The 10,845-nt window shown below is 69.1% G+C and carries 13 protein-coding genes and 5 tRNA genes; 13 read left to right on the top strand and 5 right to left on the bottom strand.

Annotation, left to right across the window (positions count from 1 at the left end; genetic code table 11):
- Window positions 1–15: 15 nt before the first annotated feature.
- From ABZT93_RS13845 to ABZT93_RS13820, 6 genes are all read left to right on the top strand, one after another.
- On the top strand, window positions 16–750 hold the full coding sequence (locus ABZT93_RS13845) for an HAD family hydrolase (RefSeq protein WP_356103403.1): 735 nt from the start codon (window positions 16–18) through the stop codon (window positions 748–750).
- 91 nt (window positions 751–841) lie between these two features.
- Window positions 842–913 (top strand) — tRNA-Gln (locus ABZT93_RS13840).
- A gap of 40 nt (window positions 914–953) precedes the next feature.
- Window positions 954–1,026 (top strand) — tRNA-Glu (locus tag ABZT93_RS13835).
- Window positions 1,027–1,088: 62 nt separating this feature from the next.
- Window positions 1,089–1,161 (top strand) — tRNA-Glu (locus ABZT93_RS13830).
- Between the two features lie 20 nt (window positions 1,162–1,181).
- Window positions 1,182–1,253: transfer RNA gene (locus ABZT93_RS13825), tRNA-Gln, on the top strand.
- Between the two features lie 46 nt (window positions 1,254–1,299).
- Window positions 1,300–1,372 (top strand) — tRNA-Glu (locus ABZT93_RS13820).
- A gap of 209 nt (window positions 1,373–1,581) precedes the next feature.
- Here the strand turns inward: ABZT93_RS13820 and ndgR are convergent.
- The gene (ndgR, locus tag ABZT93_RS13815; RefSeq protein ID WP_286064918.1) at window positions 1,582–2,298 is read right to left on the bottom strand and encodes an IclR family transcriptional regulator NdgR; all 717 of its coding nucleotides are present in this window, start codon (window positions 2,296–2,298) and stop codon (window positions 1,582–1,584) included.
- Between the two features lie 191 nt (window positions 2,299–2,489).
- Here ndgR and leuC point away from each other — a divergent pair, with 191 nt between their 5' ends.
- From leuC to ABZT93_RS13795, 4 genes are all read left to right on the top strand, one after another.
- The gene (gene leuC / locus ABZT93_RS13810; protein ID WP_356103400.1) at window positions 2,490–3,914 is read left to right on the top strand and encodes a 3-isopropylmalate dehydratase large subunit; all 1,425 of its coding nucleotides are present in this window, start codon (window positions 2,490–2,492) and stop codon (window positions 3,912–3,914) included.
- 5 nt (window positions 3,915–3,919) lie between these two features.
- The gene (leuD, locus tag ABZT93_RS13805) at window positions 3,920–4,513 is read left to right on the top strand and encodes a 3-isopropylmalate dehydratase small subunit (protein WP_356103398.1); all 594 of its coding nucleotides are present in this window, start codon (window positions 3,920–3,922) and stop codon (window positions 4,511–4,513) included.
- 277 nt (window positions 4,514–4,790) lie between these two features.
- Window positions 4,791–5,021: a hypothetical protein gene (locus tag ABZT93_RS13800; protein WP_280849110.1), complete on the top strand. Its 231-nt coding sequence runs from the start codon at window positions 4,791–4,793 to the stop codon at window positions 5,019–5,021.
- A gap of 137 nt (window positions 5,022–5,158) precedes the next feature.
- The gene (locus ABZT93_RS13795; protein WP_356103395.1) at window positions 5,159–5,803 is read left to right on the top strand and encodes an HU family DNA-binding protein; all 645 of its coding nucleotides are present in this window, start codon (window positions 5,159–5,161) and stop codon (window positions 5,801–5,803) included.
- 71 nt (window positions 5,804–5,874) lie between these two features.
- On the opposite strand, the gene ABZT93_RS13790 is transcribed toward ABZT93_RS13795, so the two are convergent.
- Together ABZT93_RS13790 and cofC are read right to left on the bottom strand one after the other, a co-directional pair.
- Entirely contained in the window at window positions 5,875–6,066 is a 192-nt protein-coding gene (locus ABZT93_RS13790; RefSeq protein ID WP_356103393.1) for a hypothetical protein, read from the bottom strand.
- Window positions 6,067–6,075: 9 nt separating this feature from the next.
- Window positions 6,076–6,714, bottom strand: coding sequence for a 2-phospho-L-lactate guanylyltransferase (gene cofC, locus ABZT93_RS13785; protein WP_356103390.1), 639 nt, complete (start codon window positions 6,712–6,714; stop codon window positions 6,076–6,078).
- A gap of 155 nt (window positions 6,715–6,869) precedes the next feature.
- Between cofC and ABZT93_RS13780 the strand changes: the two genes are divergently transcribed.
- From ABZT93_RS13780 to ABZT93_RS13770, 3 genes are all read left to right on the top strand, one after another.
- Complete coding sequence (locus tag ABZT93_RS13780) at window positions 6,870–7,634, top strand: lysophospholipid acyltransferase family protein (RefSeq protein ID WP_356103386.1); 765 nt, start codon at window positions 6,870–6,872, stop codon at window positions 7,632–7,634.
- Window positions 7,631–8,641 (top strand): NAD(P)H-dependent glycerol-3-phosphate dehydrogenase, encoded by a 1,011-nt coding sequence (locus ABZT93_RS13775; RefSeq protein ID WP_356103383.1) that lies wholly within the window; start codon window positions 7,631–7,633, stop codon window positions 8,639–8,641. The genes ABZT93_RS13780 and ABZT93_RS13775 overlap by 4 nt, the downstream gene beginning before the upstream one ends.
- A gap of 82 nt (window positions 8,642–8,723) precedes the next feature.
- On the top strand, window positions 8,724–9,881 hold the full coding sequence (locus ABZT93_RS13770) for a D-alanine--D-alanine ligase family protein (RefSeq protein ID WP_356103380.1): 1,158 nt from the start codon (window positions 8,724–8,726) through the stop codon (window positions 9,879–9,881).
- Between the two features lie 39 nt (window positions 9,882–9,920).
- Here ABZT93_RS13770 and ABZT93_RS13765 read toward each other — a convergent pair whose 3' ends face one another.
- A complete protein-coding gene (locus ABZT93_RS13765; protein ID WP_356103377.1) occupies window positions 9,921–10,403 on the bottom strand; it encodes a DUF3515 domain-containing protein in 483 nt (160 codons plus the stop codon).
- Window positions 10,404–10,423: 20 nt separating this feature from the next.
- Complete coding sequence (locus ABZT93_RS13760) at window positions 10,424–10,657, bottom strand: Lrp/AsnC ligand binding domain-containing protein (protein ID WP_003997603.1); 234 nt, start codon at window positions 10,655–10,657, stop codon at window positions 10,424–10,426.
- Window positions 10,658–10,845: the final 188 nt, after the last annotated feature.

Here is a 10,845-nt window from a genome sequence, read left to right as displayed (position 1 = left end):
GGCTACCGTCGGCACATGAGCATCCACGCCGTGGTCTGGGACGTCGACGACACCCTGTTCGACTACACGCGGGCCGACCGCATCGGAATGGGCCTGCATCTGGCGGCCGAGGGGCTGCTGGAGGCGTACGAGAGCGTCGAGCAGGCCATCGTGCGGTGGCGGGCGGTCACCGACGCCCAGTGGGCGCGGTTCTCGGCGGGGGAGGTCGACTTCCAGGGGCAGCGGCGGGACCGGGTGCGGGTGTTCCTCGGCGAGGAGCTGACCGACGCGCAGGCCGACGCCTGGTTCCAGCGGTACATCGCTCACTACGAGACCGCCTGGTCCCTCTTCCCGGACGTCCTGCCCGTCCTGGACGCGCTCGCCGCCAGCCACCGGCACGCGGTGCTGTCCAACTCCAGCATCCACGTCCAGGACCACAAACTGCGCGTCCTCGGCGTCCACGACCGCTTCGAGGTCATCCTGTGCGCCGCCGAGCTGGGCGTCTCCAAGCCCGAGGCCGGCGCCTTCCTCGCGGCCTGCGACGCCCTGGAGCTGGCCCCGCACCAGGTGGCGTACGTCGGCGACCATCCGGAGATCGACGGCCGGGGCGCCGCCGAGGCCGGACTGCTGTCGGTCTGGATCGACCGCGACGGCGGTGTGCACGCCCAGGTGCCCACGCCCGCCGGGCCGCGACGGATCGCCTCACTCGCCGAACTCCCCGCGGTCCTCGGCGCGGATACCCGTTTTGGAGCCCCGTCCACCTTCGGGTAATGTTCTTCCTGCGCCGCCGGGGAGCGGGCCGAAAGGCCGGGAACCGGAGGAGCGAACTAGAACAAAGTCCCCTGGGGGGCTTGCGTTCCAGTGGCCTATGGTGTAATTGGCAGCACGACTGATTCTGGTTCAGTTAGTCTTGGTTCGAGTCCAGGTAGGCCAGCTCGCAGAGCTCATCTGCAGGCGGAGATCAACTCCGCGAAGCCCCCGTTGTGTAGCGGCCTAGCACGCTGCCCTCTCAAGGCAGTAGCGCCGGTTCGAATCCGGTCGGGGGTACAGATCCTTCCCGGAGGGTCAGTCAGGGTCGCACCCGCTGGCTCTCATGCAGGATCGCTAGGGCCCCCGTTGTGTAGCGGCCTAGCACGCCGCCCTCTCAAGGCGGTAGCGCCGGTTCGAATCCGGTCGGGGGTACGCTTTACCTTGAATTACATTGGTCTATGGTGTAATTGGCAACACTACGGTTTCTGGTACCGTCATTCTTGGTTCGAGTCCAGGTAGACCAGCTCGGACCTGCGGCGTTGTAAATTAAACGCTTGCAGGATCGCTAGGGCCCCCGTTGTGTAGCGGCCTAGCACGCCGCCCTCTCAAGGCGGTAGCGCCGGTTCGAATCCGGTCGGGGGTACGAGACGAAGGCTCTTCGCTTTGGCGGAGGGCCTTCGCTGCGTTCCGGTGGGCCCGGCGCGCCAACCGTGCGTAAGGAACGGTTCGTTCACAAGTCCGGGACTGCAACTCCCCGCGTCCCGAGGTGGATCATCTGCCCGCCGGTCCAGGACCTGCCGCGGCGTTGAGGCCGGTCCCTTTCCGACGGGGGCATGACGATCCCGGGCGCCCTCAGCCTGTACGGCGCAGTGCCTCGGAGAGGCGGGCCGCCGCGTCGATGACCGCCTGGGCGTGCATGCGACCCGGGTGGCGGCTCAGGCGCTCGATGGGGCCGGAGACCGAGACGGCGGCCACCACGCGGTTGGAGGGGCCGCGTACGGGCGCGGAGACGGACGCGACGCCCGGCTCGCGCTCACCGATGGACTGGGCCCAGCCGCGGCGCCGTACCCCCGAGAGGGCGGTGGCCGTGAAGCGGGCGCCCTGGAGGCCGCGGTGCAGGCGCTCCGGCTCCTCCCAGGCCATCAGGATCTGCGCCGAGGAGCCCGCCTTCATGGTGAGCGTCGAGCCGACCGGGACCGTGTCCCTGAGGCCCGACAGGCGCTCCGCCGCGGCGACGCAGATGCGCATGTCGCCCTGGCGGCGGTAGAGCTGCGCGCTCTCGCCGGTGATGTCCCGCAGATGCGTGAGCACCGGGCCGGCCGTCGCGAGGAGGCGGTCCTCGCCGGCGGCCGCGGCCAGCTCGGCGAGGCGCGGGCCCAGAATGAAACGGCCCTGCATGTCGCGTGCCACCATGCGGTGGTGTTCCAGAGCCACGGCCAGCCGGTGGGCCGTGGGTCGTGCCAGTCCGGTCGCCGCGACCAAGCCCGCGAGGGTGGCCGGACCGGACTCCAGAGCGCTCAGGACAAGGGCTGCCTTGTCCAGAACGCCGACGCCGCTACTGTTGTCCATGAAACGATACTCACGTCTCACTCTGTGAAACGCAAGTTCCTTTTTTCGTGAGACGCGCAACCCTTGTAGGCACAGCGGCCCGCAGACCAACGGGCCTGGCGGCGGGTGCCCGGGAACAGGGGCCGAGGGCGTCGCCTCCACAAGAGCTTCTAGTTGGGTCGGCGCGGCTCTGGCCGACCGGAGGGAAAGCGATGGGTAGGACACTCGCGGAGAAGGTCTGGGACGACCATGTCGTCCGGCGCGCCGAGGGCGAGCCCGACCTCCTCTACATCGATCTGCACCTGCTGCACGAGGTGACCAGCCCGCAGGCCTTCGACGGTCTGCGCAAGAGCGGTCGCCAGGTGCGTCGGCTCGACCTGACCATCGCCACCGAGGACCACAACACCCCGACCCTCGACATCGACAAGCCGATCGCCGACCCGGTCTCGCGCATCCAGCTGGAGACGCTGCGCAAGAACGCCGCCGACTTCGGTGTGCGTCTGCACCCGCTGGGCGACGTCGAGCAGGGTGTCGTGCACGTCGTCGGCCCGCAGCTGGGTCTGACCCAGCCCGGTATGACGGTCGTCTGCGGCGACTCCCACACCTCCACGCACGGCGCCTTCGGCGGTCTGGCCTTCGGTATCGGCACCTCCCAGGTCGAGCACGTGCTGGCCACCCAGACGCTGCCCCTGGTCCGCCCGAAGACCATGGCCATCACGGTCAACGGCGAACTGCCCGACGGCGTCACCGCCAAGGACCTGATCCTGGCGATCATCGCCCGCATCGGCACCGGCGGCGGCCAGGGCTACGTCCTGGAGTACCGCGGCTCCGCCATCGAGAAGCTCTCGATGGAAGCCCGCATGACCATCTGCAACATGTCGATCGAGGCCGGTGCCCGCGCGGGCATGATCGCCCCCGACCAGACCACCTTCGACTACCTCGAGGGCCGCCCGCACGCGCCCAAGGGCGAGGACTGGGACGCGGCCGTCGCGTACTGGAAGACCCTCAAGACGGACGAGGACGCCGAGTTCGACGCCGAGGTCGTCATCGAGGCCGCCGAACTGTCGCCGTTCGTCACCTGGGGCACCAACCCGGGCCAGGGCGCGCCGCTTTCGGCCGACGTCCCCGACCCTGCTTCGTACGAAGACGCTTCGGAGCGCCTCGCCGCCGAAAAGGCCCTGGAATACATGGGGTTGGAGGCCGGCCAGCCGCTGCGCTCCATCAAGGTGGACACCGTCTTCGTAGGTTCGTGCACCAACGGACGCATCGAGGACCTGCGCGCCGCCGCCGAGCTCGTCAAGGGCCGCAAAGTCGCCGACGGCGTACGGATGCTGGTCGTCCCCGGCTCCGCGCGGGTGGGCCTGCAGGCCGTCTCCGAGGGCCTGGACGTCGTCTTCAAGGAGGCCGGCGCCGAATGGCGGCACGCGGGCTGCTCGATGTGTCTGGGCATGAACCCGGACCAGCTGGCCCCCGGTGAGCGCTCCGCGTCCACCTCCAACCGCAACTTCGAGGGCCGGCAGGGCAAGGGCGGTCGTACGCACCTGGTGTCGCCGCAGGTCGCGGCCGCGACCGCCGTGCTGGGCCACCTGGCTTCGCCCGCCGACCTGTCCGACGCCCCTGTCGCCGCTGGAGTCTGAGAGTCATGGAAGCATTCACCACGCACACCGGCCGGGCCGTCCCGCTGCGCCGTTCCAACGTCGACACCGACCAGATCATCCCTGCTCACTGGCTCAAGAAGGTCACGCGGGACGGGTTCGAGGACGGACTGTTCGAGGCCTGGCGCAAGGACGAGAAATTCATCCTCAACCAGCCCGAGCGCAAGGGCGCCACGGTCCTGGTCGCCGGTCCCGACTTCGGCACCGGTTCCTCCCGTGAGCACGCGGTGTGGGCGCTGCAGAACTACGGCTTCAAGGCCGTGATCTCCTCCCGCTTCGCCGACATCTTCCGTGGCAACTCGCTCAAGAACGGCCTGCTCACGGTCGTTCTCGACCAGAAGATCGTGGACGCGCTCCAAGAGCTCACGGAGAAGGACCCGGAGGCCGAGATCACGGTCGACCTCCAGGCCCGAGAGGTGCGCGCCGAGGGCATCACCGCGAGCTTCGAGCTGGACGAGAACTCCCGCTGGCGGCTGCTGAACGGGCTGGACGACATCTCCATCACCCTCCAGAACGAGCCCGACATCGCCACGTACGAGGCCAAGCGGCCCTCGTACAAGCCGCGGACACTGCAGGCGTGACCGCACCCCTCCTTCGGAGCAACTGAACAGGTCGAGTTTCGGCCAGCCCAACACCCCTGCCGTACCCCCGATCAGCCCGATCGGGGGTACGGCCGTGTCTGGGTCCGGACGGGCTCGCGCCGCGCGACACGCCCGTTCAACTTCCCACGTTACGGCGGGTGTTGTCGGGGTACGCGTCCCTTGTAGCCGTGACTCCCGGATGTGCCCGGAAGGCCGTTCGAGGCGGCAGTTGCACCCCTAGCAGGCGACAACTCGCCCCAGATGGCACAATCTGTGCATGGAACACGACGGCCAACTCGAGCTCTATGCGGCAGTCGCGGACCAACTGAAGGAAGCGCACGCAAGAGTGCGCGCACTGCAAGTCCCGGAGGGCGTACGGATGGCGCTGACCCGGAAGCTGCTGGTCATTACGGCCGCGGCCAAGCACGACGTCGTCGAAGCGACAAGGCGTCTGGAGGGGTTCATGACCGACCTCGACGCGGGTCGAATCCCGGAAGAGGAACGCTGAACAAGTCCAGAGCAGTCGAGTTCGTTGCGGCACAAGGGTGATAAGCCCGTTTCGTGTTTGATTTGCGGTATATATCTGCCTAACGTGCGAAAAAGCTTGAACAGTTTCGTTCTGGCAATGTCTCCGAAGGGGAAGACGTGAACAAGGCGCAGCTCGTAGAAGCGATTGCCGACAAGGTGGGCGGCCGCCAGCAGGCCGCCGACGCGGTCGACGCGGTCCTGGACGCCATCGTCCGCGCGACGGTCGCGGGCGACCGGGTCTCGGTCACCGGCTTCGGTTCGTTCGAGAAGGTCGACCGCCCGGCCCGTTACGCCCGCAACCCCCAGACGGGAGAGCGGGTTCGGGTCAAGAAGACCTCCGTTCCGCGCTTCCGCGCGGGCCAGGGCTTCAAGGACCTGGTGAGCGGCACGAAGAAGCTCCCGAAGAACGACGTCGCGGTCAAGAAGGCGCCCAAGGGCAGCCTGACCGGCGGAGCTTCGGCCACGGTCAAGAAGGCGGCCGCGAAGAAGGCCACCGCCAAGACCGCCGCGGCCAAGAAGACCACCGCGAGGAAGACGACGGCCAAGAAGACCACGGCCACCGCCAAGACGACGGCGAAGAAGGCCCCCGCCAAGAAGGCGACCGGCACCGCCGCCAAGAGCACCGCGGCCACCAAGACCGCCGCCAAGAAGACGACGGCCAAGAGCGCCCCGGCGAAGAAGGCGACCGCCAAGAAGGCGCCCGCCAAGAAGTCGGCCGCCCGCACCACCACCGCCAAGAAGGCCACGGCCCGCAAGAGGTAAGGGCACAGGGGCACTCACGCGCCGGGCCGGACTCCGTATCGGAGTCCGGCCCGCGGCGTGTGCAAGGGGGTTCAGAAGGTCTGGAGGGTCACCAGGGTGACCTTGTCCCCGGCCATCTCGATCCGCACGCGCTGTCCGGGACGCAGCAGCCTCAGACCGCCCGCGTCGAACGCCGGCGCCTCGAAGGGTACGGGGGTGCCGTCGTCGAGAAGCACCTGCCCGCTGCGGCTTTCGGGGTCGTACGTGTACGCGGTCGCCTGCATGTCCGCAGCCTACTGCCCGGGAATCAGCAACCGCGCCGCGGCGGCGGCCGTCCGGGGACCCACCCCGAGCGCGAGCGCGGCCCGCAGGTCATCGCCGGTGTCCACGTCCTGGCGTACGGAATCCACCGCGGTGAGCGGGAGTTCCACCGCTCCCGAGGCGCGATGCCGGGCACGCGAATCCGGGCCGAAGGCGGGACGCAATTCCTCGCCTTCCCCGGCCGCCAGCAGAGTGGTGCCTATTGCTGCGGCATCCGCGAGAAAAGCACGCGGGAATGCGGCGGCGGCGTCGAGGACCCGGGCCAATTCCAGCGGCCGTAGTGCCGGAAGGTCTGCGTTCAGGGCTGCGAGGGCGCTTTCGGGACGCGTCGACCGTACGAAGGCCGCCGCGTGCGCGAGGGCCGCGTTCAGGCCCCCCAGGGGCTCGTCGGGGACGATGCGGGCGCCCAGGGCCGCGAGCTCGCGGCCGGCCAGGGCGTCGTCGGTGACCACCGCCACATCCCCAACCGCCGGGCAGGCCAGCGCGGCCGCCACGGTGTCCTGGGCGAAGGCGAGGGCCAGACCCGGGCGCACCCCGTCGTTCGCGGTGTCCGAGAGCCTGCTCTTGGCCCGCGCCAGAGGCTTCAACGGGATGACCAACGTCCACTGCACGAGCGTTCCGTCCTTGTCTTCTGGCGGCCATTGTCACTCAGTCGTCACGCGCCCCATCTGGCGGTGTCGGTGGCGGGGCGTACGGTGTTCTCGACAGACAGACGGCCTGGGGCGACACTTGTGCGGCCCCCCAGGCTCTAGAGGAAGGTGTCCGAGTGCCCCGCCGCAGAATCGGCTTCTGGTACCGCCTGGCAGCGGTGATCGCCAAACCGCCGCTCATGGTTCTGCTCAAGCGGGACTGGCGTGGAATGGAGCACATTCCGGCTGACGGCGGATTTATCACCGCGGTCAACCACAATTCCCACATCGATCCCTTCGCGTACGCGCACTTCCAGTACAACACCGGCCGCGTTCCGCGATTCCTCGCGAAGAGCCCTCTTTTCAACAAGGGATTCGTCGGTGTCATGATGCGCGGCACCGGGCAGATTCCCGTCTACCGCGAGACCACGGACGCGCTCAGCGCCTTCAGGGCCGCCATCGACGCCGTGGAACGCGGCGAATGCGTCGCGTTCTACCCCGAGGGCACCATCACCCGGGACCCCGCCCAGTGGCCCATGATCGGCAAGACCGGCGCCGCGCGCGTGGCCCTGCAGACCAAGTGCCCGGTGGTCCCGGTCGCGCAGTGGGGCGCCAACGAACTGCTGCCGCCGTACGCGAAGAAGCTGCACGTCCTTCCGCGCAAGACCTCGCACGTCCTGGCGGGGCCGCCCGTGGACCTGTCGCCGTTCTACGACAAGGAGATGACCCCGGACCTCCTGAGGGAGGCCACCGAGGTCATCATGGCCGCCGTCACCGCCCAGCTGGAGATCGTCCGGGGCGAGAAGGCACCCGAGACGGCGTACGACCCACGCCGTGAGCGGATCGAGCAGCGGCGCCGGACCCAGGCCCAGAGCGGTCACGAGGGGGAGAAGAGCAAGTGAGCAAGCCCGTCAAGGCGGCTGTCTTCGGCACCGGTTCATGGGGCACCGCCTTCGGCATGGTGCTGGCCGACGCGGGGTGCGAGGTCACCCTGTGGGCACGCCGCCCCGAACTCGCGGAAGCGGTCAACTCCACCCGCACCAACCCGGACTACCTTCCCGGTGTGGAACTCCCGGAGAACCTGCGGGCCACGGCGGACGCCGCTCAGGCAGCGCGCGACGCCGAGTTGACGGTCCTCGCGATCCCCTCGCAGACCCTGCGCGCCAACCTCGCCGAATGGGCCCCGCTGCTCGCCCCCGACACCGTCCTCGTCTCCCTCATGAAGGGCGTCGAGCTCGGCTCCGCCATGCGGATGAGCGAGGTGATCGAGGACGTCGCGAAGGTGGGCGCCGACCGCATCGCCGTGGTCACCGGGCCCAACCTCGCGCGGGAGATCGCCGCCCGGATGCCGGCCGCCGCCGTGGTGGCCTGCACCGACGAGGCCGTCGCCCAGCGGCTCCAGGCGGCCTGCCACACGCCGTACTTCCGCCCGTACACCAACACGGACGTGGTGGGCTGTGAGCTCGGCGGTGCCGTGAAGAACGTCATCGGCCTCGCCGTCGGCATCGCGGACGGCATGGGACTCGGCGACAACGCCAAGGGCTCGCTCATCACGCGCGGTCTCGCGGAGACGACCCGGCTCGGCCTCGCCATGGGCGCCGACCCGCTGACCTTCTCCGGCCTCGCCGGTCTCGGCGACCTGGTGGCGACCTGCTCCTCGCCGCTGTCGCGCAACCACACCTTCGGCACCAACCTCGGCAAGGGCATGACCCTGCAGGAGACCATCGCGGTCACCAGGCAGACCGCGGAGGGCGTCAAGTCCTGTGAGTCCGTGCTGGATCTCGCCCGCAGGCACGGCGTCGACATGCCGATCACCGAGACCGTCGTCGGCATCGTGCACGAGGGCAAGTCCCCGGTGGTCGCCGTCAAGGAACTGATGTCGCGCAGCGCGAAGCCCGAGCGACGCTGAGCCACGACACCGCTTTTTGCCTCGTTCGCCGCGGGGGTGGACGCTGTATCACGGCACTACCAACGGGTACTCTCAACGCGATATGAGCACCGAGAACCTCCCCCAGAACCCTGAGCAGCCGCCTCGCAAGCCGCGCGTGGCCGTCGTGTTCGGCGGGCGCAGCTCCGAACACGGGATCTCCGTGGTCACCGCCGGCGCGGTACTGCGGGCCATCGACCGGACCAAGTACGACGTCCTGCCGATCGGCATCACCCGGGACGGCCGCTGGGCGCTCACCACCGACGAACCGGACCGCATGGCGATCACCGAACGCCGTACGCCGAGCGTCGATGACCTCGCCGAGTCGAGCGAGGGCGGCGTGGTGCTCCCCGTGGACCCCGCGAACCGCGAAGTCGTCTACAGCGAGCCCGGATCGGTGCCCAAGGCGCTCGGTGAGGTCGACGTCGTCTTCCCCGTCCTGCACGGCCCCTACGGCGAGGACGGCACCCTCCAGGGCCTCCTGGAGCTCTCCGGGGTCCCCTACGTCGGCTCGGGCGTGCTCGCCTCGGCCGTCGGCCAGGACAAGGAGTACATGAAGCGGGTGTTCACCTCCTTCGGGCTCAAGGTCGGCCCGTACGTGGTGATCCGGCCGCGCGAGTGGGAGCGGGACGAGTCCGCGGCACGAAAGAAGATCGTCGACTTCGCGGGCGAGCACGGCTGGCCGCTGTTCGTGAAGCCCGCGCGCGCGGGTTCCTCGATCGGCATCACCAAGGTCGACGACCTGTCCGGCCTGGACGAGGCGATCGCCGAGGCACAGAGCCACGACCCGAAGATCCTCGTGGAGGCGGCGCTGCGGGGCCGCGAGATCGAGTGCGGTGTCCTGGAGTTCGAGGACGGCCCGCGCGCGTCGGTCCCGGCCGAGATCCCCCCGCCGCAGGAGCACGCGTACTACGACTTCGAGGCGAAGTACATCGACTCGACCCCGGGGATCGTGCCGGCGCCGCTCACGCCCGAGGAGACGGCCGAGGTCCAGAAGCTCGCGGTCGACGCCTTCGACGCGGCCTCCTGCGAGGGCCTGGTCCGCGCGGACTTCTTCCTCACCGAGGACGGCGAGTTCGTGATCAACGAGATCAACACGCTCCCGGGCTTCACCCCGATCTCGATGTACCCGCAGATGTGGGAGAAGAGCGGGATCAGCTACCCGGAGCTGGTGGACCGGCTCATCGAGGCGGCACTTCGCAGGTCGACGGGGCTGCGGTAGCCGGTCGGCAGTCAGTCAGTCTGTCTGTCGGTCTGTCGGTCAGTCGGCGATCCCTTCGGGGATCGCCTTCTTTATGCCGGACGCCAGGTCCACCAGCGGCGCCAGGCCGTCCGCGGTGCGGCCCTCGGGGATCGTCACCTCGACGTACGCCTTGCGCAGGGTCGTGGTGAAGCGGAACGAGCCGTCGTCCCGCTTCTCCAGCAGCCACCCGACTCCGTCCGCCTCGACCCCGTCGGCCTCCGGATCGTCCATCTTCGAGGGCCGCGCGACACCGCACCGCAGTATGATCGCCGGGTCACCCCAGCCCGCGGTCAGCGCGGACGCGGGCTCGGGATCCCGACGGTCCTGGTCGTCGACCTTGGACGGCAGTACCCGGTCCAGTTCTCGGCACAGCTTCGTGACGCCCGCCCCCGGCGAGGGAACCGCCGCCGACGCGCTGTCGTCTGCGGAGGAGCAGCCCGCGACCGTGATCAGCAGGGCGAGCGCGGAAAGACCGAGAGGCCGGTGACGGAAGAAGTTCACCGGCCAAGGTTAGACGGGGGCTACAGATGGACGACCGGGCAGGTCAGGGTGCGGGTGATGCCGTCCACCTGCTGGACCTTGGCGACCACCATCCGGCCCAGGTCGTCCACGGTGTCGGCTTGTGCGCGGACGATCACGTCATACGGTCCTGTCACGTCCTCGGCCTGGATGACTCCAGGGATCTTGCTGATCGTCTCGGCGACGGTCGACGCCTTGCCGACCTCCGTCTGGATCAGGATGTACGCCTGTACCACGGAACCTCCAGGGCGGCCACGAGGATCATGTGGGGAAAAGGAACGCCACGGTATCGCGTCGCCCCTCGTCGCGGGGAGACCCGCGGGGACGCGGACACCCGCGCCGGGGTGCGGAGACGACAGAAGTTCACGGTCCCCTCGACCGTATCGAGGACACTGATGACGCGCGACCGGGCACGGCACGGCAC

It is taken from the genome of Streptomyces sp. NPDC005303 (genome assembly GCF_040607335.1).
In the GTDB taxonomy this organism is placed as follows: Bacteria; Actinomycetota; Actinomycetes; order Streptomycetales; family Streptomycetaceae; genus Streptomyces.
Note: the sequence above shows the minus strand (reverse complement) of the source record. Positions and strands in the feature narration are given on the sequence as shown.

Coding starts and splice junctions, on each gene's coding strand:
- leuC (WP_356103400.1), top strand. CDS start 2,490: ATGGGTAGGACACTCGCGGAGAAGGTCTGGGACGACCATGTCGTCCGG.
- ABZT93_RS13845 (WP_356103403.1), top strand. CDS start 16: ATGAGCATCCACGCCGTGGTCTGGGACGTCGACGACACCCTGTTCGAC.
- ndgR (WP_286064918.1), bottom strand. CDS start 2,298: ATGGACAACAGTAGCGGCGTCGGCGTTCTGGACAAGGCAGCCCTTGTC.
- ABZT93_RS13770 (WP_356103380.1), top strand. CDS start 8,724: ATGAGCACCGAGAACCTCCCCCAGAACCCTGAGCAGCCGCCTCGCAAG.
- ABZT93_RS13800 (WP_280849110.1), top strand. CDS start 4,791: ATGGAACACGACGGCCAACTCGAGCTCTATGCGGCAGTCGCGGACCAA.
- leuD (WP_356103398.1), top strand. CDS start 3,920: ATGGAAGCATTCACCACGCACACCGGCCGGGCCGTCCCGCTGCGCCGT.
- ABZT93_RS13790 (WP_356103393.1), bottom strand. CDS start 6,066: ATGCAGGCGACCGCGTACACGTACGACCCCGAAAGCCGCAGCGGGCAG.